This window comes from Bradyrhizobium sp. AZCC 2262 (genome assembly GCF_036924535.1).
Taxonomy (GTDB): Bacteria; Pseudomonadota; Alphaproteobacteria; order Rhizobiales; family Xanthobacteraceae; genus Bradyrhizobium.
In genome coordinates this window covers 8,138,878-8,159,921 of the sequence record NZ_JAZHRT010000001.1, presented here as the reverse complement: position 1 = coordinate 8,159,921, position 21,044 = coordinate 8,138,878, and the positions used below count along the sequence as shown (strand labels likewise).

Annotated in this window: 22 protein-coding genes, 1 tRNA gene and 1 pseudogene; 13 read left to right on the top strand and 11 right to left on the bottom strand. The window is 62.3% G+C overall.

The features are described from left to right. The first annotated feature begins 267 nt into the window (after window positions 1-267). A complete protein-coding gene (locus V1283_RS38325; RefSeq protein ID WP_334391751.1) occupies window positions 268-675 on the top strand; it encodes a tripartite tricarboxylate transporter substrate-binding protein in 408 nt (135 codons plus the stop codon). Window positions 676-693: 18 nt separating this feature from the next. Here V1283_RS38325 and V1283_RS38320 read toward each other — a convergent pair whose 3' ends face one another. Genes V1283_RS38320 through aroA form a run of 3 tightly spaced genes read right to left on the bottom strand, consistent with a single transcriptional unit; the run spans window position 694 to window position 3,044 of the window. Further along, window positions 694-1,035, bottom strand: coding sequence for a hypothetical protein (locus V1283_RS38320; protein WP_334391750.1), 342 nt, complete (start codon window positions 1,033-1,035; stop codon window positions 694-696). A 43-nt stretch (window positions 1,036-1,078) separates the two neighbouring features. Continuing rightward, window positions 1,079-1,684: a hypothetical protein gene (locus tag V1283_RS38315; RefSeq protein WP_334391749.1), complete on the bottom strand. Its 606-nt coding sequence runs from the start codon at window positions 1,682-1,684 to the stop codon at window positions 1,079-1,081. 10 nt (window positions 1,685-1,694) lie between these two features. Further along, on the bottom strand, window positions 1,695-3,044 hold the full coding sequence (gene aroA, locus V1283_RS38310) for a 3-phosphoshikimate 1-carboxyvinyltransferase (RefSeq protein WP_334391748.1): 1,350 nt from the start codon (window positions 3,042-3,044) through the stop codon (window positions 1,695-1,697). 143 nt (window positions 3,045-3,187) lie between these two features. Between aroA and V1283_RS38305 the strand changes: the two genes are divergently transcribed. The 3 genes from V1283_RS38305 (at window position 3,188) to V1283_RS38295 (ending at window position 4,217) form a co-directional block, all read left to right on the top strand. Further along, complete coding sequence (locus V1283_RS38305) at window positions 3,188-3,613, top strand: TIGR02300 family protein (protein WP_214488112.1); 426 nt, start codon at window positions 3,188-3,190, stop codon at window positions 3,611-3,613. A 91-nt stretch (window positions 3,614-3,704) separates the two neighbouring features. Next, a tRNA-Ala gene (locus tag V1283_RS38300) sits at window positions 3,705-3,780 on the top strand. A 200-nt stretch (window positions 3,781-3,980) separates the two neighbouring features. Further along, window positions 3,981-4,217, top strand: a complete 237-nt coding sequence (locus V1283_RS38295; protein WP_334391747.1) for a GIY-YIG nuclease family protein — start codon at window positions 3,981-3,983, stop codon at window positions 4,215-4,217. Between the two features lie 25 nt (window positions 4,218-4,242). Here V1283_RS38295 and V1283_RS38290 read toward each other — a convergent pair whose 3' ends face one another. Then, complete coding sequence (locus V1283_RS38290) at window positions 4,243-4,701, bottom strand: MarR family winged helix-turn-helix transcriptional regulator (RefSeq protein WP_334391746.1); 459 nt, start codon at window positions 4,699-4,701, stop codon at window positions 4,243-4,245. 165 nt (window positions 4,702-4,866) lie between these two features. Here V1283_RS38290 and V1283_RS38285 point away from each other — a divergent pair, with 165 nt between their 5' ends. From V1283_RS38285 to V1283_RS38245, 9 genes are all read left to right on the top strand, one after another. Further along, complete coding sequence (locus tag V1283_RS38285) at window positions 4,867-5,292, top strand: organic hydroperoxide resistance protein (RefSeq protein WP_057837514.1); 426 nt, start codon at window positions 4,867-4,869, stop codon at window positions 5,290-5,292. Between the two features lie 198 nt (window positions 5,293-5,490). Next, window positions 5,491-6,696 carry a CaiB/BaiF CoA transferase family protein gene (locus tag V1283_RS38280; protein WP_334391745.1) on the top strand — a complete coding sequence of 402 codons (1,206 nt, stop codon included), beginning with the start codon at window positions 5,491-5,493 and terminating at the stop codon, window positions 6,694-6,696. Window positions 6,697-6,981: 285 nt separating this feature from the next. After that, a complete protein-coding gene (gene ugpB, locus V1283_RS38275) occupies window positions 6,982-8,295 on the top strand; it encodes a sn-glycerol-3-phosphate ABC transporter substrate-binding protein UgpB (protein ID WP_334391743.1) in 1,314 nt (437 codons plus the stop codon). Window positions 8,296-8,376: 81 nt separating this feature from the next. Further along, the gene (gene ugpA, locus V1283_RS38270) at window positions 8,377-9,258 is read left to right on the top strand and encodes a sn-glycerol-3-phosphate ABC transporter permease UgpA (RefSeq protein WP_334391742.1); all 882 of its coding nucleotides are present in this window, start codon (window positions 8,377-8,379) and stop codon (window positions 9,256-9,258) included. Continuing rightward, a complete protein-coding gene (gene ugpE, locus V1283_RS38265; RefSeq protein ID WP_334391741.1) occupies window positions 9,258-10,106 on the top strand; it encodes a sn-glycerol-3-phosphate ABC transporter permease UgpE in 849 nt (282 codons plus the stop codon). The genes ugpA and ugpE overlap by 1 nt, the downstream gene beginning before the upstream one ends. A 7-nt stretch (window positions 10,107-10,113) precedes the next feature. Continuing rightward, the gene (locus V1283_RS38260) at window positions 10,114-11,205 is read left to right on the top strand and encodes a sn-glycerol-3-phosphate import ATP-binding protein UgpC (RefSeq protein ID WP_334391740.1); all 1,092 of its coding nucleotides are present in this window, start codon (window positions 10,114-10,116) and stop codon (window positions 11,203-11,205) included. A gap of 243 nt (window positions 11,206-11,448) precedes the next feature. Next, window positions 11,449-11,874 carry an Hsp20 family protein gene (locus tag V1283_RS38255; protein WP_027538067.1) on the top strand — a complete coding sequence of 142 codons (426 nt, stop codon included), beginning with the start codon at window positions 11,449-11,451 and terminating at the stop codon, window positions 11,872-11,874. 50 nt (window positions 11,875-11,924) lie between these two features. Continuing rightward, on the top strand, window positions 11,925-12,191 hold the full coding sequence (locus tag V1283_RS38250) for a DUF1150 family protein (protein WP_100415689.1): 267 nt from the start codon (window positions 11,925-11,927) through the stop codon (window positions 12,189-12,191). Between the two features lie 370 nt (window positions 12,192-12,561). Continuing rightward, on the top strand, window positions 12,562-13,038 hold the full coding sequence (locus tag V1283_RS38245) for a GNAT family N-acetyltransferase (protein ID WP_334393328.1): 477 nt from the start codon (window positions 12,562-12,564) through the stop codon (window positions 13,036-13,038). Between the two features lie 198 nt (window positions 13,039-13,236). Here the strand turns inward: V1283_RS38245 and V1283_RS38240 are convergent, their stop codons facing one another. The 7 genes and pseudogenes from V1283_RS38240 to lptC all read right to left on the bottom strand — a co-directional run bounded on the left by V1283_RS38240 (window position 13,237) and on the right by lptC (window position 20,973). After that, window positions 13,237-14,925, bottom strand: a complete 1,689-nt coding sequence (locus tag V1283_RS38240) for a methyl-accepting chemotaxis protein (protein WP_334391739.1) — start codon at window positions 14,923-14,925, stop codon at window positions 13,237-13,239. Between the two features lie 123 nt (window positions 14,926-15,048). Further along, complete coding sequence (gene ptsN / locus V1283_RS38235; RefSeq protein ID WP_108512713.1) at window positions 15,049-15,510, bottom strand: PTS IIA-like nitrogen regulatory protein PtsN; 462 nt, start codon at window positions 15,508-15,510, stop codon at window positions 15,049-15,051. Between the two features lie 230 nt (window positions 15,511-15,740). Continuing rightward, window positions 15,741-16,343, bottom strand: coding sequence for a ribosome hibernation-promoting factor, HPF/YfiA family (hpf, locus tag V1283_RS38230; protein ID WP_334391738.1), 603 nt, complete (start codon window positions 16,341-16,343; stop codon window positions 15,741-15,743). A gap of 129 nt (window positions 16,344-16,472) precedes the next feature. Then, window positions 16,473-18,128, bottom strand: a complete 1,656-nt coding sequence (rpoN, locus tag V1283_RS38225) for an RNA polymerase factor sigma-54 (RefSeq protein ID WP_334391737.1) — start codon at window positions 18,126-18,128, stop codon at window positions 16,473-16,475. A gap of 208 nt (window positions 18,129-18,336) precedes the next feature. Beyond that, a pseudogene (gene lptB, locus V1283_RS38220) lies at window positions 18,337-19,348 on the bottom strand (LPS export ABC transporter ATP-binding protein). 195 nt (window positions 19,349-19,543) lie between these two features. After that, entirely contained in the window at window positions 19,544-20,245 is a 702-nt protein-coding gene (locus V1283_RS38215) for an LptA/OstA family protein (protein WP_334391736.1), read from the bottom strand. Continuing rightward, the gene (lptC, locus tag V1283_RS38210; RefSeq protein ID WP_334391735.1) at window positions 20,242-20,973 is read right to left on the bottom strand and encodes an LPS export ABC transporter periplasmic protein LptC; all 732 of its coding nucleotides are present in this window, start codon (window positions 20,971-20,973) and stop codon (window positions 20,242-20,244) included. The genes V1283_RS38215 and lptC overlap by 4 nt, the downstream gene beginning before the upstream one ends. Window positions 20,974-21,044 lie beyond the last annotated feature (71 nt).

The window sequence follows — 21,044 nt, the reverse complement described above, 5'->3', positions numbered from 1 at the left end:
ACCGTCCCTATTCTGAGACCTGCCCGGAATTCCATCCAAGGATCTGCAGAAATAGCACCGGCCGGAGGGATACGATGAGCGCCATTTCACGACGTCGTTTTATCGGCAGCGCCGCGGCCACCTCGGCGATCCCCCTGATCGGGTCCTCGGCCCACGCGCAGACCGACTGGCCTATGGCGCCGGCTCATACGCGCACATGGCGGTCGCCGAAATGAACAAGCAGTATGGTCTCAGGATGGAAGCCGTGCACTATGCGGCGAAGCCCCGATGTGGACCGATCTCGCCGGCGGATTTATCGACGGCGCCCACGGCAGCTATTCCGCGGCGTTGTCCGTGTTACAAAGCGGCCGCGGCCGTCCGGTCGCTGTCTCGCGCAAGCGCATGTCGACCTTGCCCGACGTTCCTTCTTTTGCCGAGCAGGGCACGACATCGCCCATTTTCAAGCTGACCGGCTTCCAGTGCTGCGCGGTGCCGATGGGCACGCCGGCAGCCGTCATTCAAAAGCTGTCAAAACTCCTGGTCGCCGGCGGCAAGAACGAGAAGGTGCTGCAGCTCATGAAATCATTCGGCGTCGACGATACCGCGATGACGTTCGAGCAGACGCAGAAACTCTACAAGGAAGAATCGCCGATCTGGCTCGAGGCGGTGACCAGCCTCGGGCTCGCGCCCTCCTGAGCCGCGCGGGCGCGTGCTCTATTGCTCTGACGGATGCGGGCCGCGTGCACGCCGTAACGGTCGCTCTTCGGTAAAAATGTTGCGCGACGCAAATTCGGCAGGACTGCTGAAGGTCAGATATTCGCGCATGGAATCGGACGGACTCGTCACCGTAAACCAGGGCTTTTCCAGACGGCGCGCAGGATCGCAGACCCAATGCGGAACTCGCCCCAATCTGCGCTGCTTGGCCAGATATTCGGCGATAGCACCCACGAGGGCGTCGAGCTGGTCGTCACCAGTCAGTTCCGGCTCTTCCTCGATCGACGCGTAGCGATCCTGATCGGTTTGCGCTGAGTCGAAACTATCCACGAATTCGGCCAATACCGTTTCGCGCGCCGAACCGGCCTGAATGGTTTGGACGGCTTCAGCGAGGGTATTCGGGCGCATCGGCCACTCCCTCGCGATTCATGTGCCTCAGCAAGAACTGTTGCTTCTCCGAAGAGGCGGCGCTGAGGGGGAAATATCGACCCAGCAGGGCGATGGCTTCGTCCACCGTCGATATCCCGACAACGCGCATCAAATTCAGTATGTCCAACCGCTCGGTTTCGCCGCGAATCGGATCCATGATCCTGAACGCCTTCAATTTAAGCGCTAGCAAATACTCTGCCGACGGAACCGAAACCACGAGCCCTGCCGGCGTACCATCGCGAGGAAAAGTCCCGAACTCAAGATGGTCGGCGGCACTGCCTGCGAGCGGGCTGAGGTGAAACGCCACTCCGTCGTTGAACCAGTCCTTCTGCCAATGGTTCTGGTCGGCGAGTTCTTGCACAACGGTTGCCAACCAGTCTGGCAGCGGATGGTCGAGTTTGGATACGTCGACGTCTTCCGTTGCAAACCGAAAATTGCTCGCCAGCATCAGCGCGGACCCACCATACACGGCGATTTGCAGCTTCGTTCCGGCGTCGACCGCCGCGCGTCCAATCCTGTCAAAGGCGTCGAGGAGCGCGTCGCGGTCGAAGGTTGCACTCATCGCGCCCGCCTCATGAGAACTCAGCCCCCAGCGAGCGCATCATCGGGAGGAAATCCGGAAAGCTGGTGGCGATGAAGGCGGTGTCGTCGACCTTGACCGGCTTGTCGGCAGCGAGCCCCATCACCAGCGCGGACATCGCGATGCGGTGATCCATGTGGGTGGCGACAAGGCCGCCGCCGGGCACATGGCCGCGGCCCTCGACGATCAGATCGTCGCCCGCGATCTCGACCTTGACGCCGTTGACGCGCATGGTGGAGCGCAGCATGGCGGCAGTCGCCTCCAGCCGGTCGGATTCCTTGACGCGCAGCTCCTGCAGGCCGCGCATGATGGTGGTGCCTTCGGCGAAGGAGGCTGCCACCGCCAGCACCAGATATTCGTCGATCATCGAGGGCGCGCGCTCCGGCGGCACCTCGACGCCGCGCAGTTTGGAGGCGCGCACGCGCAAGCGGGCCATCGGTTCGCCGGCATCGCCGCGGACTTCGCTTTCTTCGATGGACGCGCCCATTTCGCGCAGCGTCGTGAACAGGCCGGTGCGCAGCGGATTGGTCATGACGTCGGAAAAAGTCACGTCGGAGCCATCTACAATCAGCGCCGCCACGATCGGGAATGCGGCCGAGGACGGATCGGCGGGCACCACGACATCAGCGCCATGCAGCTCGGGCTGGCCCGTGAGCGCGATCTTGCGGCCGTGGATGCCTTCATTGACGGAGACGATCTCGGCGCCGAAATGTTTCAGCATCAGCTCGGTGTGGTCGCGGCTGGCTTCCTGTTCGATGACCGTGGTAACGCCCGGCGCGGCAAGTCCCGCCAGCAGCACCGCCGACTTGATCTGGGCCGAGGCCACGGGAGTCCGGTAGAGGATCGGCACGGGATCGCGGGCGCCGTGCAGCGTCAGCGGCAGGCGGCCACCTTCCTTGCACTCACCGGCTTTGGCCCCCATCAGTTCCAGCGGATCGAGGATCCGGCGCATCGGGCGGGACCGCAGCGAGGCGTCGCCGTCGAACACGGCCGTGATCGGGCACCCCGCGACCGCCCCCATCACCAACCGGCAGCCGGTACCGGAATTGCCGAAATCGAGCGGGGAACCTGGCTCCGCAAAACCCGCTACCCCCACGCCGGCGACCTTCCAGGCAAACGGCCCCGTCCGCTCGACCCTAGCGCCTAGCGCCTGCATCGATTTTGCGGTGTTGAGGACGTCTTCGCCCTCGAGCAGGCCGGAAATCCTGGTTTCACCGACCGAAAGCGCCCCCAGGATGAGGGCACGGTGCGAAATCGACTTGTCGCCGGGAACGCGAACTTTGCCGCTCAAAGGGCCGCTTGTGCGTGATTCCAGCGGGGTTTGGGTGGTTGAATGGGTCAAGATTGGGGTCCTCTGCGAGGGCGGCAGTACCACATGGCCCCCACGGCGTCACGCGGCCGTCAAATGCGATAAACCGCTATTGACACCGGCCTCTCAACTAGCCAAGTGAAGCACCGTTTTTCAGAATTTCCCAGGATCCACACGTGGCCAAATCCGATCTCGGAACCAAACGCATTTGCCCGACGACGGGTAAGAAATTCTACGATCTGAACAAGAACCCGGTGATCTCGCCCTACACCGGCGAGGTCGTGCCGATTGCGCCGATTGCGCCACCGCGGGCCGCCCGTGGCGATGCCGCACGCGCCGCGGCTGCCGCTTCGGCCACCGCCGCTGCCGATATGCCGGAAGCCGCCGAGGCCGAAGAGTTGGTCTCGCTCGAGGAAGCCGACGCCGAGGAGAACACCGGCAAGGTCAAGGCTGTTGTTCCCGAATCGGAAGACGACATCGAGATCGACGAGACCATCGAAGGCGATGACGACGACGATTCCACCTTCATTCCCGACGAGGAAGAGGGCGATGAGGACGTCACCGACATCATCGGTGATGTCGGAGGCGACGAAGAGACTTGAGATCGGCCCAGAACTGTGTTCTGGGTCTCCCCCGCAAGTCGCCCAAGGCTTGCGGGAGCATGGTCGGAAGAGACCGTGCCCTGACTGTGACGGGGCCATAGCTCAGCTGGGAGAGCGCTTGCATGGCATGCAAGAGGTCGGCGGTTCGATCCCGCCTGGCTCCACCAGCCTTCGCTCGCTTCGCGAGCTTCGGCTGGGCAGGCCCGGGAAGTCCTTCGTAGCGAAGTGAGCGAAGGCTGCCACGCCATAGCCCGAAGGGCGACGGCGGGCTCTATCTGCAGTACTCAATTCGCGATCTATAGCTGGGCGGGCTCTCTCAGACCAGAAACGCGATATCCTGCGGTTTTTCCCCAACGCAGGTAGTCACATGAAATACGTCTACATCTTGGAGAGTCTCGATTCCGAGCACTTCTATGTCGGCATCACGGAAGATCTACGCGCCCGCTTAACGAAGCATAATGCGGGGGAAGTTCCTCATACTTCGAAATATGGACCTTGGCGGTTAAGGACCTACATCGCATTCAGCGACGAGAAATGCGCCCGTGCATTCGAGAAATACCTAAAGTCAGGCTCCGGCAGGGCATTTGCGAAGAAGCATTTCTGAGCCTCCGCACGGGGCATCAGCCCCCCTACTCCCCCAACACCGCATTCAACCGATCGCGAAGTGCGACGATCTCGTTCTTCATCGCCACGAGTTCGCCGACCGAGCAGGCTGACGCCGCGAGAATCGATTGCGGCACCGCTCTCGCTTTCTCCCGCAGCGTCTCGCCCTTGGACGTCAGCGCAATCAGCACCTGCCGTTCGTCCTCGGTGCTGCGGGTGCGCTTGATGAGTTCGGCTGTCTCCAGCCGCTTGAGCAGCGGCGTCAGCGTGCCGGAATCCAGGAACAGGCGCTCACCGATGTCCTTCACCGGTACGCCGTCGCGCTCCCACAGTACCAGCATGACGAGATATTGCGGATAGGTCAGACCGAGTTTGTCGAGCAGCGGCTTGTAGACGCGGTTGAACGCGTGCGCGGTCGAATACACCGCGAAGCAAATTTGATTGTCGAGCCGGAGCGGAAAGTCCGCTGAAGATTTCCTGGCCATCACGTCCTCGTCAACGAGCCGCGCCCAGACACTGATATGGTGGCTAAGCGCTTGATTTCAATTGCATACAATTAAATCGCGCAGCCTGCAATAATTTATATTGCGCACAATCTAATTGCGTGCAGTATATCTTTCATCGAAACGGCAAACCCAAGGGAGACCGATATGTCTGTGAACGTGCTCTACAAGACCAGCGCCAAGGCCACCGGTGGCCGTGACGGCACCGCCGCGACCCTCGACGGCGCACTCGACGTCAAGCTCGCGACCCCGAAAGAACTCGGCGGCGGCGGTGGCGCCGGCAACAATCCCGAACAGCTGTTTGCGGCCGGGTATGCCGCCTGCTTCATCGGCGCGATGAAATTTGTCGCTTCGCAGGGCGGTCCGAAGGTGCCCGCGGACGCCACCGTCACCTCCACCGTCGGCATCGGCCCGCGTTCGGAGGGCGGCTTTGGCCTCGATATCGACCTCGCCGTCTCACTGCCCGGTGTTCCCAAGGCGGAAGCGGAAGCCCTTGTCGCGAAAGCGCACCAGGTGTGCCCGTACTCCAACGCCACTCGCGGCAATGTGGATGTGCGCCTGACGGTCGTGTAACGACCGGCGGTTGTATGAGATGACGCCCGAGTGGCCCGCCGCTGATGTCGGCGGGCCATTCGCACGCCTCACGGAATTTTCCGAGAGTTTGCTATGGCCGCCACGTCATGCGCCTGTGCGCGAGACGCCATTGCCGCCGCGCCTGAAGACCGCTAGCTCAAGACTTCGATTTTCTCCTTGAGCGAAGGTTCTTATCCCATGAGTTCTGTAGCCGCTCCCGGTGCAATGACCGGCCTGCGCGTCGTCGATCTCACGCGCGTGCTCGGCGGCCCTTACTGCACGCAAATCCTCGCCGACCACGGCGCCGACGTCATCAAGGTCGAACCGCCTGCCGGCGACGAAGTGCGCGACTGGGGCCCTCCGTTCCACGAGGAAGACGCGGCCTATTTCGTCGGCATCAACCGCAACAAGCGCTCGATCGGACTCGACCTCGCCTCCGAAGGCGGGCGCGCCGTGCTCTTGAAGATGCTGGAGACGGCCGACGTCCTGATCGAGAATTTCAAGCCGGGCACGCTCGACAAATGGGGCATCGGCAACGACGCGTTGCGCGAAAAATTCCCAAAGCTCGTGCATTGCCGGATTTCCGGCTTCGGCGCGGACGGCCCGCGCGGCGGCAATCCCGGCTATGACGCCATCATCCAGGCCATGACCGGCATGATCGCGGCGACCGGCTCGCCGGAAAGCGGTCCGATGCGGATCGGCGTACCCCTGGTCGACATCACCACCGGGCTGTATGCGGCGATCGGCATTTTGATGGCGCTGTCGGAGCGGCAGCGTTCTGGTTTGGGGCAGTTTCTCGAAACGACGCTGTATGAAACCGGCCTTGCGATCATGCATCCGCACACCGCGAATTATTTCATGCATGGCAAGCCGCCGGGCCTGACCGGCAATGAGCATCCCAATCTCGTGCCCTACGCGATCTTTCCGACCAAGACTGACAACATCTTCATCGGCGTCGGCAATGACGGCACCTTCCGCAAGCTCGCCAAGGAGATCGGCAAGTCCGAACTCGGCACCGATCCGCGCTTTGCCCGCAACAAGGACCGCATCGCCAACCGCGACGCGCTGCGCGCCGAGCTTGCCGCCGTGTTCAGCCAGCATGAGGCTGAGCCGCTCTGTAATCGCCTGCTGGCGGCAGGACTGCCCGCAGGCCCGGTACAGAAGATCGACCAGGCGCTGACCAATCCGCATACGTTGCATCGCGGCGATATCATTGAGAAGGATTGGTACAAGGGCGTCGCCTCCCCGATCCGGCTCGAGCGGACCAAGCCGAGCCTGCGCCGGACGCCGCCGAAATTCAGCCAGCACACATCGGAGGTGCTGGGCGAGTTCGGCTATTCCAAGAGCGAGATCGAGGCGCTGGTCGCCAAGGGCGCGGTCTGCGGCGCCGAACGCAAGCGGTAACCTTTGGTCGCCCCTGCGACAGCAGGGGCCCATACGCCGCGGCTCTGTTTTTCTGCGCTGTAGCAGTCGCCTTGCTGCTATCACAGCCCCCTGTGGTTATGGGTCCCTGCTCCCGTGCGCAATTGCGCACTAGGCAGGGACGACAACGCGGCCTTCGCCTATTTTCCGGCTTCCCTCCAAGCCCGCTTCCCCGATACCATCCTTTCGCTTATACGGTCATTTGCACGTCATCCGGCGCTGTTATCGCGCGAAACGAAGGTGACGACCCCAACCCGGAGGAATTCCATGGCACTTCGACAATTCGGCGCAGCGGCGGCAGTGACTGTTGCGCTGGCGCTCGCCACGCCTGCCCATGCTGTGACCGAGATCCAGTGGTGGCACGCCATGACCGGCGGCAACAACGACATCGTCAACAAGCTCGCCGAGGAATTCAACGCCAGCCAGTCCGACTACAAGGTTGTTCCGACCTTCAAGGGCAGCTATCCCGACACCATGAATGCCGGCATCGCCGCGTTCCGCGCCGGCACCGCGCCGCACATCATTCAGGTGTTCGAAGTCGGCACCGCCACCATGATGAGCGCCACCGGCGCCATCAAGCCGGTCTACCAGTTGATGAAGGATGCCAACGAACCATTCGACCCCAAGGCCTATCTGCCGACCATCACCGGCTACTACTCGACCGCCAAGGGCGACATGCTGTCGTTCCCCTTCAATTCCTCGTCGATGGTGATGTGGATCAACAAGGACGAATTGAAGAAGGCAGGTGTGGCCGAAATTCCAAAAACCTGGCCGGAAGTGTTTGCTGCCGCGAAGAAGCTTAAGGCCGCCGGACACGAGACCTGCGGCTTCTCCAATGCCTGGGCAACGTGGGCGCACATCGAACAATTTTCGGCATGGCACAACGTGCCGATCGGAACCAAGGCCAACGGCCTCGATGGTTTCGACACGGTTCTGACCTTCAACTCGCCGCTACATGTGAAGCATTTGCAGAACCTGATCGACCTGCAGAAGGACAAGACCTACGATTATTCCGGCCGAGAAAATAAGAGCGAAGCCCGCTTCGCTTCGGGCGAATGCGCAATCTTCCTGACCTCGTCGGGCTACTACGCCACCGCCAAGAGCACCGCCAAGTTCGACTTCACCTCGGCACCGATGCCCTATTATCCGGATGTCGCGGGCGCACCGCAGAACTCGATTATCGGCGGTGCATCGCTGTGGGTGATGGGTGGCAAGAAGCCCGATGAATACAAGGGCGTGGCGAAATTCTTCACCTTCCTGTCCGACACCAACCGTCAGGCCAGGCTGCACCAGGAATCCGGCTATCTGCCGATCACCAAGGCTGCCTATGAGAAGACCAAGGCCGACGGTTTCTACCAGAAAAACCCGGTACCGGAGACTCCGCTAAAGGAGCTCACCAACAAGGAGCCGACCGAGAATTCGCGCGGCCTGCGCTTCGGCAACATGGTGCAGATGCGCGACGTCTGGGCCGAGCAGATCGAAGCGGCCCTCGCCGGACAAAAAACCGCGCAGCAGGCGCTTGATGATGCCGTCGCCAAAGGCAATGCGATGTTGCGAACGTTCGAAAAGACGGCAAAGTAGACAATCGGCATTGGCTCCCCCTCCGCGCCGGAAGGGGAGCCGGTCTGCCACCTAAGCGCGGAAGGCTGTAAAGCGCCCTAGATGGAAAAGTCGGTCGTCTTCAACAACAGGCTGCTGCCCTATTTGCTGCTCGTGCCGCAGCTCATCATCACATTCGTTTTCTTCTATTGGCCGGCGAGCCAGGCGGTCTGGCAATCCTTTCTGCGCGAGGACGCGTTCGGACTTAATTCCGAATTTGTCGGGCTGGAAAATTACCAGGGCCTGTTCGCCGATCCCGGCTATTACAAAGCGATGCTGACGACGGTGATCTTCTCCTCGCTGGTCGCCGCATTGTCGCTTTCGATTGCCTTGCTGTTTGCGACCCAGGCCGACAAGAACCTGAAAGCCGCCGGTGCCTACAAGACGCTGATGATCTGGCCCTATGCGGTGGCGCCCGCGGTCGCCGGCGTGTTGTGGATCTTCATGTTCCATCCGACCCTCGGGACCCTGGCGCGGCCGCTGCGCTGGATGAATTTCGACTGGAATCCAATGTTGAACGGCAACCACGCCATGACCCTGGTGGTGATGGCGGCGGTGTGGAAACAGATTTCCTACAATTTCCTGTTCTTCCTGGCGGGCCTGCAATCGATCCCCAAGAGCGTGCTGGAAGCCGGCGCGATCGACGGCGCGGGCCCGATGCGGCGGTTCTGGACCATCACCTTTCCGCTGCTGTCGCCGACCACGTTCTTCCTTTTGGTTGTCAATATCGTCTACGTCTTCTTCGACACATTCGGCATCATCGATGCCGTGACCGGCGGCGGCCCGGCCGGCGCCACCACCACGATGGTCTACAAGGTGTTTGCAGACGGGCGCCTGGGAGGCGATCTCGGCGGCTCGGCCGCGCAATCGGTGGTGCTGATGGTGATCGTGATCGCGCTGACCGCGGTCCAGTTCAAATATGTCGAGCGCAAGGTGCAGTACTGATGGTCGAGCACCGCCCGCTCAGCGACATTATCGCCTACACGATCCTGACGCTCGGCATCTTCGTCGTCGCCTTTCCGGTCTATCTGGCGCTTATCGCTTCCACCCATGACGCCGCCACCGTGGTCGGCGGCAACATGCCGCTGACGCCGGGCGGCCATATGCTGGACAACTACTACCGCGCCATCATCGTCGGCGGTTCGCGCGCCATCCGCGAGCCGGTCGGGCAGATGCTGATGAACTCGTTCATCTCGGCGATCGGCATCGCGATCGGCAAGATCTTCATCTCGATCCTGTCGGCCTACGCCGTGGTGTATTTCCGCTTTCCCTTCCGCAAGACCGCGTTCTGGATCATCTTCGTCACGCTGATGCTGCCGGTCGAGGTCCGCATCTATCCGACTTACAAGGTGATCGCCGACCTGAAGATGCTCGACACCTATGCCGGGCTGATCATGCCGCTGATCGCATCCGCCACGGGGACATTGCTGTTCCGGCAGTTCTTCATGACCATCCCCGAAGAACTCCTGGAAGCGTCGCGGATCGACGGCGCCGGCCCGTTCCGTTTCTTCTGGGATACGCTGCTGCCGCTGTCGATCACGACCATCGCCGCGCTGTTCGTGATCCAGTTCATCTATGGCTGGAATCAGTATCTGTGGCCTCTTTTGATCACCACGCAGGATTCGATGCAGACCATCGTCACCGGCATCAAGAAGATGCTGTACACGACCGACGAGCTGGCCGAATGGCAGCTCGCGATGGCCACCGCCATTCTCGCGATGCTGCCGCCGGTCGCGGTGGTGGTGTTCATGCAGCGGCTGTTCGTACGCGGCCTGGTCGAGACGGAGAAATAAGGTATTCATGGCCAACGTCACGCTCCGTAACGTCCGCAAGACCTATGCCGGTGGCTTCGAAGCCATCAAGGGCATCGATTTCGACGTCGGCGACGGCCAGTTCTGCGTGCTGGTCGGCCCCTCCGGCTGCGGCAAGTCCACGCTGCTGCGCATGGTCGCAGGCCTGGAGACCATCACCGGCGGCGAGATCGACATCGGCGGACGCGTCGTCAACCAGATCGAGCCGGCCGATCGCGATATCGCGATGGTGTTCCAGAACTATGCGCTCTACCCGCATATGACCGTCTTCAACAACATGGCCTACGGCCTGCGCAACCGCGGCATGGCCGAACCCGAGATCAAGACGCGCGTGCAGGAAGCCGCGCGCATTCTCGAACTAGGCGCCATGCTGGAGCGCAAGCCGCGGCAGTTGTCCGGCGGCCAGCGCCAGCGCGTGGCGATGGGCCGCGCCATCGTGCGGCAGCCAAAGGTGTTTCTGTTCGACGAACCGCTATCGAACCTCGATGCCAAGCTGCGCATCGCGATGCGGGTCGAGATCCGGAAATTGCAGCGCCGCCTCTCCACGACATCGATCTACGTCACCCATGATCAGCTCGAGGCGATGACGCTGGCCGATATTCTGGTGGTCATGAACGGCGGCCAGGTCGAGCAGATCGGCAATCCGCTCGATATCTACCAGAAGCCGGCGACCACCTTCGTCGCCTCCTTCATCGGCGCGCCGCCGATGAATCTGATGCCGTTGCGCTCCGATGAACTGAAATCGCAATTGGCCGGCGATAGCAGAATCAGCGAGGCCGGCATCCTCGGCATTCGCCCGGAGGATTTCGTCATCACGAACGAAACGGTTTCCGGCGGCGTGGCGCTCGGCCTCACGGTCGAGGCGATCGAGCGCGTCGGTGCCGAAACTTTTATCTACGGCACCAGGCAGCAGGAGATGCAGGGCGTCGCCGCCACCCCAGGTGAACTGCCGCCCGGCGAGGTGATCGTGCGGATTCCCGGCGCCGTTGGCCCGGCGATCGGTGAGCGAATCAGAGCCGTTGCCGCCAGCGACAGGCTGCATCTTTTTACCGCCGATGGCCGTAAGCGGGTCGGTGGATGATTCGGTCATTCCGGGATGGTCCGAAGGACCAGACCCGGAATCTCGAGATTCCGGGTTCGACGCTTCGCGCCGCCCCGGAATGACGGTTTTGTAACCCGCCGCGGCCGATTTACGCAGCTTTCAGAGGCGCTTGAACCCACCCCGAATCACCCCATATTGTTCCTTGACCGGACGGCAAGTCGGCCGGCCGGTTGAATGGGGCGCCGCAAGGGCCCCTCAAAGTCGCTTCGAGAGGACTTTGTAATGTCTCGTGTTCCTTCGTTATCCAGTCCGTTCCTGCTTGGGTTCGACGAAATCGAGCGTGCGCTCGATCGCGTCGTCAAAGGCGCCGACGGTTATCCTCCCTACAACATCGAGCGGTGTGACCGTGCCAACGGCCAACCCGAACGCCTGCGCATCACGTTGGCGGTGGCGGGTTTTACCCGCGACCAACTCGATGTGACCATTGAGGAAAACCAGCTCGTGATCCGGGGCCGCCAGCAGGACGACAAGGCCCGGCAATACATCCATCGCGGCATCGCCGCGCGCCACTTCCAGCGCACCTTCGTGCTGGCGGAGGGGATGCACGTGCTGGGCGCGGATCTGAAAAACGGGCTGTTGTCGATAGACCTTGCCAGGCCGGAGCCTGAAAGGGTCGTTAAGACAATTGCTATCAATGAGCACGAATAATGGAACAAGGAGCGGACTCGACCGCTTAATCTTACAGAGGAGTCGAGACCATGAGTGACGTGAGTGTGACCTTCGAACCCGAAAAAGTTTCCGTCGAGGCATTGGCCCATCTTGGTGAAGGCCACATCGCCTACGTGAAGCAGGTCCGTTCCGAGGATGTGCCGGGGCTGTTTCCGCAGGCGCCGAAAATCGCGCCAGGGCTGAAACTGTTCGCGCTGCATGCCGCCGACGGCACCCCGATCATGCTGACCGACAGCCGTGAAGCGGCGGTCGCCAACGCATGGAGCAATGAGCTTCAGGCCGTCAGCGTGCACTGACGCAGCACTTGCTGCTGTCACTGACGCAGCACTTGCTGCTGTCACTGACGCGGCGTTTGCTGCTTCATCAGCGCTGCAGTTGCTGATTTGACGGTCGATTGAGGCCGCAACGAGAGTTCATCATACGCGGGCACGATCCTCGGGATCGGCTCGCGTATTTTTTTGCGCTTCAGGACGCACCCTGCTTTGGATACGGAGATGCAGAGAGCATGATCCGGAAAAGTGGGCACCGGTTTTCCGAAAAGATCATGCTCAAATCAAAGAGATAGAGCGGGATGACGATTCGAAGAAGAGTCATCCCGCTCTAGTCTCCAATCGGGCACGGAGATCGATGAATGATTCAGAGCCGAGATCGGTTGATGCGGCCGACATGTTGCGGGACGAGGCGCTCGGAAAGGCCCTTCTGGCGCTCAACAACGCACATGCGCAGGAGCTGTCTTGGCTGGAGGCGGAACGGCTCGAATACCTGATCGGCGAAGCGTTCCTGGCAAGACGGATTGGCCGGCTAGACGCCTTCCTGCTCGCGTTCGATCAGGACGCCCGATACGACAGCCCGAATTTCATCTGGTTCCGCGCCCGCTATCCGCGCTTTGTGTATGTCGACCGCATCGTGGTCGCGCCATCGGCGCGCGGACGCGGTTGCGCGCGACGGCTCTATGACGACCTGTTCGAACACGCCGTTCGCGCCGGACACGACCGCATTGTCTGCGAGGTCAACAAGACACCTCCAAACCCGGCATCCGATGCGTTTCATGCGGCGCTGGGTTTTGTCGAGGTCGGCACCGCCAGCGTCCATGGCGGCAGCCGAACGGTTCGTTACCTGTCGCGCACGCCGCCCGAGCGCTAGGTCGAAGCAACGTGCTCGCACTGTCTCCATCATCCCCGCGCAACGGCTTCGCCGTTGTCGCTGGAGGTGCGAGCGAAGTGAGCCTCGAAGGATGAGCGGCCCGTGGCCGTCGCCCTTCGAGGTCCGTGCTGCGCACGGCCACCTCAGGGTGACGGATCACATTGATTCAAGCTTGCTTCATGAGGCGCCAGCCTCGTCTCACGCCGCGCGCACGGTCGAGAGGAATTTCTCCACCTCACCCTTGAGATGATTGCTCTGTCCGAGCAGCGACCGGGCCAGCCCATGCACATGCGTCGATGCCGCGCCGGTATCGGTCGCGCCGCGGTTGACGTTGGTGATGCTGCCCGCGACCTGGGTAGCTCCCTGCGCGGCCTGCTGCACGTTGCGCGAGATTTCCTGGGTCGTGGCGCCCTGCTCTTCCACGGCTGCCGCGATCGCCTGAGAGATTTCCGCAATGCGGCCGATCGTGCCGCCGATTTCCTGGATCGCCGACACCGACTGATTGGTCGCCGATTGCATCTGGCCGATCTGCTCTGAGATTTCCTCGGTCGCTTTCGCCGTCTGCGCGGCAAGCGCCTTGACCTCGGATGCGACGACGGCAAATCCCCGTCCCGCCTCGCCGGCGCGCGCCGCCTCGATCGTAGCGTTCAGCGCCAGCAAATTGGTCTGCTCGGCGACCGCGCTGATCATCTTGACCACTTCACCGATCCGGCTGGCGGACTGGGCGAGATCGGCGATGCGTGCATTGGTCTGCTCGACCTGGCTCACCGCTTCGCGCGAAATCTTGTGCGAATCCTGGACCTGGCGGCTGATCTCCGACACCGATGAGGCCATCTCTTCCGCGGCCGCGGCAGCGGATTGCGCGTTGGCCGAGGACTGCTCCGATGCGGAGGCGACCGTTGCCGAGAGCACCTGGGTCACTTCGGCGGTCTTGGTCAGCTGTCCGGCCGATGATTCGAGTTCGGAGGAAGCGGTTGATACGGTCTGGATGATCTTTCCGATCGCGGAATCGAAGCCGTCGGCCATCTGCAGCATCGCGGCTTTGCGGTCGCCTTCCGCCTTCAGCTTCAGGCCGGCCTGCTCCTGTTCCATCGACTGAACGCGGAGCGCGTTGTCCTTGAAGACCTGGACCGCACGCGCCATGGCGCCGACTTCATCGCCGCGGCTGAGCGCCGGGACCGAGACATTGAGGTCGCCGCCGGCAAGCCCCTTCATCACGTCGGTCATTGCAGCGATCGGGCGAATGACGCCGAATGCCACGCCGAAGATGCCCGCACCGATGATAAGAAACACCACCGCAGAAACACCCCACAGGACCCACGTGAAGGTGCTGACGCGTCCCGTCGCCGCGACTTCCGTCGCTGCGTTCTGGTCGTTGGTCTGCTTGACGATGTCGTCGATGATGGCGCGGTGCGCAGTATAGCGCGCGGTGATTTCAGCATAGGATTTCGTCGCCGCGGCGCTGTCGCCCTTGGCGAGTGCGGGCAGCAGACCGTCCTGGATCGCGGTCCAGAAGCGGCGCACCTCGCTGTCGGATTTCTCCACCAGCTTGGCCTTGAGCACCGGATCGAGATCGGACTTGACCCAGAAATCCCACCGCTCGTCATATTCCTTCTTGAGCTGTGCAAGCCTGTCGCGATGCGCCGAAAGCTGCGCCGGATCGTGCAGCACGAGGGTCGACTCGAGATAGGCTTCGATGACGTATTCCGGCGGAGGCAGAATGTCGGCGATGAGGTCGTTGCCGAGCTTGAGCTGGTTGTAGAGGGGGCCACCGACCTTGAGCTGCGACAGCCCGTAAACGCTGGTGGCAATCACGGCACCGAGACCCAATGCGGTGACCAATCCAAAAATCAATATCGCGCGCGAAATCGTCAGCCGCAGCGTCATGGCAATGTTCTCCGGGCGCGGAAAAAATCGCGCGCACGAAATAACTGCTATTTAGCTTAAAATTGCGTTTAACCAGCTTGGGTTCAGCGCGTGGAGCCTCCCCAGGGAACTCGGGGAGCGGCTCTAGGCCGCGCTTGCCGGCGGCAGGGCGAGCACCGAATAGATCGCCTGGGCGTCGCGGGAGGCGCGCAGCTTCTTGGCGACGTCCTGGTCGCGCAACAGGCGCGCGATTCGCGCCAGCGCCTTCAGGTGATCGGCGCCGGCGCCTTCCGGCGCGAGCAGCAGGAAGATCAGGTCGACCGGCTGGCCGTCCATCGCCTCGAAATCGATCGGGCGTTCCAGCCGGGCAAAAAACCCGAACAGCTTTTCCAGTTTCGGCAGTTTGCCGTGCGGAATGGCGACGCCGTAGCCGACGGCAGTGGTGCCCAGTTTCTCCCGCTGCAACAGCACCTCGAACACCGAGCGTTCGTTCTGGCCGGTCAAGGCGGAGGCGCGCGCCGCCAGTTCCTGCAGCGCCTGCTTCTTGCTGATGACCTTCAAAGCGGGGAGAATCGCCTCGGGTGCGACCAGATCGGTAATCGTCATTGGGCGTTCCGAGGTGAATTAAACCGTCAGGTTGCGAGATAGGTTGTAGAACCGGGGCATCAAGAAGATGAGACGGGAGGCGGGCTTAGCCCGGGTCCCGATTTGCTGGGCTTCTACTCCAACGCTTGGCCGGTGCCAACTCCCGGATGCGGGTTCCTGCACTACCATCGCTGGGGGCCGCGGACCATAGGGAGGGCGGTCGGGGGCGTCAATGCGGTTAGCCATATATCTCATGGGGTAACCGAGGGGGGATCGACCCAGCCGACATTGCCGTCCGTCCGGCGGTAAATGATGTTCACCCGGCCGCTGGACCCATGCTGGAACACGATGCAGGCGGCCCCCGTCAGGTCCAGTTCCATGACCGCCTCGCTGACCGAGAGCCGCTTCAGCGACGTGGTCGCTTCGGCAATGATGACCGGGCTATAGGACGTAACCTCCTCGTCGCCCTCGGCCGGCGCCTCGATCACATAGCTCGGCGCATCGAGCACCGGGGTGTCGATCTCCGCCAGCGCCGCATTGGCAGCATAGGTCTTGCGGGCCGAACGGTCCTTCAGCCGGCTCTTGTAGCGGCGCAGGCGCTTCTCGATCATCAGCAGCGCCTGATCGGCGCTGGCATAGGCATCGGTGGCGTTGGAATCGGCCTCGAGCGTGATCCCGGAATCCAGGTGCAGCGCGCAATCGGTGCGGAAGCCGAAGCCGTCCTTGCTCAGCGTGATGTGACCGGAATAGTTGCCGTCGAAATATTTTCTCAGGACCTCATCGGTGCGCTCGCTGACGCGCGAACGAAGCGCCTCGCCGACACTGATGCTTTTCCCGGAGATTCGAAGGGTCATTTGGTGCCTCACTTGATGCCTCGACCATTCTGGTATTTCGATGCTGGAGGGTGAGTCCTTTCGATGAACCGGCGTCCCTTTCCTGCTGAGGCGGGGAACCGACACTATCGCGATTTGACGCGAACGCAATCAGGCCGGGGCCGTATCGCGGGACCGGTCGGAGGAGGTGGGAGGGGCGGAGAGTGCGTTACCGAGCATGCTCTGTTTGTCGCGGCGCCGTTGCACCGAGGAAGGAATGCGCATCGCTTCGCGGTATTTCGCGACCGTGCGGCGGGCAATATCAATGCCGGATTCGCGCAATCGTTCCACGATGGTATCGTCGGAGAGGATCGCGCTTGGTGCTTCCGCATCGATCAGCTGCTTGATGTGGTGGCGGACCGCCTCGGCCGAATGCGCCTCGCCGCCGTCGGCCGACGCGATCGAGGCGGTAAAGAAATATTTTAGTTCGAAGCTGCCGCGATTGGTCGCCATATATTTGTTGGCGGTAACCCGTGACACCGTCGATTCGTGCATCTGGATCGCATCCGCCACAGCCTTCAGATTCAGCGGCCGCAAATGCGCAACGCCGTGGGTGAAGAAGCCGTCCTGCTGGCGCACGATTTCGGTCGCGACCTTCAGGATGGTGCGGGCGCGCTGATCGAGCGCGCGAACCAGCCAGGTCGCATTCTGCAGGCAATCGGTGAAATAGGATTTGTCGCCGTCCTTGCGGATCGTCTTCGACAGCTCGGTATAATAGATCTGGTTGACCAGCACGCGCGGCAACGTGTCGCTGTTGAGTTCGACATGCCAGCCACCGTCCGGGCCGGGCCGCACATAGACATCAGGCACCATGGTCTGCGTGCGCGCCGAGCCGAACTTCAGGCCGGGCTTGGGATCGAGACGGCGGATTTCACCGATCATGTCGGTAATGTCTTCGTCGTCGACGCCGCACAATTTGCGCAACGCGGCAATGTCGCGCTTGGCCAGGAGATCGAGATTTTCCACCAGCGCCTGCATGGCGGGATCGTAGCGGTTGAGTTCGCGGAGCTGGATCGCGAGGCACTCGCTCAAGTTCCGGGCACAGACACCGGGCGGATCGAACTTCTGCAGCACCGTCAGCACCGCATCGACATCCCCTTGCGAGGCGCCAAGCCGTTCGGCGGCCTGCCCCAGATCCGGCGGCAGATAGCCGGCATCGTCGACCAGATCGATCAGATACTGCCCGATCATGCGCTGCGCCGGTCCGCTGAACGCCACCGCGAGCTGTTCGGCGAGGTGGCTGCCGAGCGTCACCTCGGCAGCGACGAAGGCTTCCAGATTGTAGTCGTCGTCGTTGGAGGCGCCGCCACCCCATTCGGTGTAGGCGGTCGGTGCCGCATCCTGCGCCACGCGGGCGGCGGCTTCGGCCGGCTCTTCGGAAAAGACGTTGTCGAGCGGGGTGTCCAGCGTCTGCTCGATCTCGGTGCGGCTGCCGAGGTCGCGGTTCAGCCAGTCCTCCTGGCCGGGTTCGAAGGCCTCGCCAGCGGGGCCCGACGCCATATCGGAGGCATCGCCGCCCTCCTCGCCATAGCTGCCGGAATCGCCCGAATCGGAGAACTCGGCACGCTCAGTGGCCGGCTCGCCCGCCACCGGGGCTTCGGGACCGTCGCTGGCGCGTTCCAGCAGCGGATTCCGCTCCAGTTCCTCCTCGACGAAGGCCGACAAGTCGAGATTCGACAATTGCAGCAGCTTGATCGCCTGCATCAATTGCGGCGTCATCACCAGCGACTGCGACTGGCGGAACTCTAATCTTTGCGTCAGCGCCATGAGGCCAAGAACCGATCCACTGAAAGTTGGTCCGATTCTTGCTTATATTAGTCCCAGGCCCTTGTACACGGCTTGACGGATGCAAAAATTGGACTATAGCGCGGTCCCGCAAAAATGGGAGCCGGTATTGGGCCCCGGCGCGCCAGAAATTCCCAAGTGAGTGCAATACCTTATCGCCAAACCGCACGCCCCTATGGCGCCGGGTGCGCTAAAGCCGGAATTCCTCGCCAAGGTAAAGACGGCGTACATCTGGATCGTTGACAATTTCTTCCGGACTGCCCTCGGTCAAGATCTGCCCGGCATAGACGATATAGGCGCGGTCGGTCAGGCCGAGCGTTTCGCGCACGTTGTGATCGGTGATCAGGACGCCGATGCCGCGGTTGGTGAGGTGGCGGACCAGGTCCTGAATGTCGCCGACCGCGATCGGATCGATGCCGGCAAAGGGTTCGTCGAGCAGCATGTAGTTCGGACGCGTCGCCAGCGCGCGCGCGATTTCGACGCGGCGGCGTTCGCCGCCGGACAGCGCGATCGAAGGCGATTTGCGCAACCGCGTGATGTTGAATTCATCGAGCAGCGAATTGAGTTCGGCCTCGCGCTTCTTGCGACTGGGCTCGACCACCTCGAGCACGGCGCGAATATTCTGCTCCACCGTGAGGCCGCGAAAGATCGAGGCTTCCTGCGGCAGATAGCCGATGCCGAGTCGCGCGCGCTGATACATCGGCAGCTTGGTGACGTCGTGGCCGTCCAGTTCGATGGCGCCACGATCCGCCTTGATCAGGCCAGTGATCATGTAGAACACGGTGGTCTTGCCGGCGGCCGTTCGGACCGAGCAGGCCGACCGCCTCGCCACGGCGGACATAGATGCTGACGCCGCGCACCACTTGCCGCGTGCCGAAACTTTTTTCCACGCTGTGCACGGCGAGGAAGCCGGGCCGCTTGGTCGGGCGCGGCGCTTCGCCGCCATTGGCCTTGGGACGGGGTTGTTGCGCACGGGGACGCGGTCGGTCATCGCGCGGCGGCTCTGCGGCGGGCTGCGGCTGCGGCAGGTCCAGCCCGGGCAGCGAAGCCGAACGAGCCCTTGGCGGCGCATCGCGCACCGGGCTTGTCAGCATGTCGCCGAAGGAATCGCCGAGCGCGGTGATGTCGTCGCGCGAACGCGCAAACCCGGGGGCGCCGCGCTTCGCGGGGCGTCGACGGAACATGCCGAGTAAATCCACCATCCCGCTTCGCTTACGCCTTTCACGGTGATTCCGCGACGCATCCGCCGGCGAATCGCTTCGCTGGCGAACCATGATGAGTGGATGTCCCCTGCCCAGCGAAACACCCCGCCGTGCGCCCTGCCCAGTAAATACAGGCTCGCGCCACCGGCTTCAACCGTAGCCGCCCTAAATAATCTTCAAGGCATTGATCTACAATTATTTTTTACCGGGTATCAGCGACGGTATGGCGACGGGAGCCGGCTTCGAGCCGCCCGAACCGGACCCGCAATTCTCTCCCTGTATGAACATGCCCTGCACCTTGCCGCTGTCGGATTCGACGCGGGACACGCCGGTCGTCATGTCGACCTTGAGGCGGTCGCCCTTGAGCACGTTCTTGCACTGGGTGAGCACGACCCCGCCCACCATGGTGATGAGGTTGGCCCGCGTGTCGAAGATCGCGGTCTCGCCTGTCACCACCTGATCCTTCTGCGTGACCACGACCGAGCCCTTGGCTTCCAGCCGGCGGATCGACGAACTGCCGCCAGGCCCGGGGGTCGCCGACTGCATCGACCCGGATTTCGATCCCTTCGGCGCGGCGGGCGGCGGCGAAGCGGGCTGTGGCGAGGCGGGCGCCGGGCCGGAATCGTAGAACACCACCAGCGTTTTCGAGGTCATGGTGGTGTCGCCCTGCACGACCTTCACATTTCCGGAGAAAGTCGCTTCCTTTTTCTTGTCGCGCATTTCGAGCGACGCCGCCTCGATCTGAATCGGCTGGTCGCGGTTTTGCGAAAAGCCCTGCATCGCATTCGGCACGCCCGACATGGCGCCCTGCGCCAAGGCGTCACTGGAGACGATCAACGCGAGCGCAAGCGCTGCGGCCGCAAAACTGCGCGAGGAGAACTGCGTCATGAATTTCATTTCGTGTTGGCGGACTTGCCGGAGACGGACCGCGTCCTTGGTGGCGGCGGCGGTTCAGGCTCTGGCTCGGGCGCCGGCGGACTTTCCATGATCAGGTTCATCACGACGTTGCCTTCGAAGCGCACGATCTCGCCGCTGTTGATGATCCTGAGCCGGTCTGCGGTGAGCGTGCCATTCAGCAATTTGACGTCGACATGCTCGTCCGACGTCACCGTTCCCTTGTTGATGTCGACATAGGCCTGCGAAAGCGTGGCCTCGTAGCCGGTAGAGGATTGCAGGAAGATGTCCTTTCGCAGGTCCAGCAGCTGCTGCTTGCTGTCGAAAAATCCCGTGCGCGCATCCATCGTCACGGTGCTCTTGTCCTCCATCATGACCTTGGCCCGCAGCGTCTTGAGCTCGACGTGATCGGGGTCGGTCAGATCCTGGACCGCGGCCTTGGCCCACAATTCGTAAGGACGCTGATCGGTCGAGAAACCCGCGAGATGCGGCGTTTCCATGGTGATCTTGGTACCGGAGACCACGAGATTGCTCATGTCGACGGGCAGCTTCGCCAGCGCAGTCTGAAACGGGTTCAAGAAGACCTGGATCAGGACGATACTGGCCAGCGCCAGCAGCACGGCCCCCGGGACCGCGATCCGCAGCACCCGCACCATCCGGCTGTGGCGGGCGGCCGCGGCAAAGCGGGCCTCCATTCCGGTGGCATAGGCAGGGTTCTGTATCGAGTTCACCGCGGCTCCAGGAACGCCAAAGACAGCGCCATTCTACCCGCAATCGCGGGATTATGCAGCCTGGACACGCG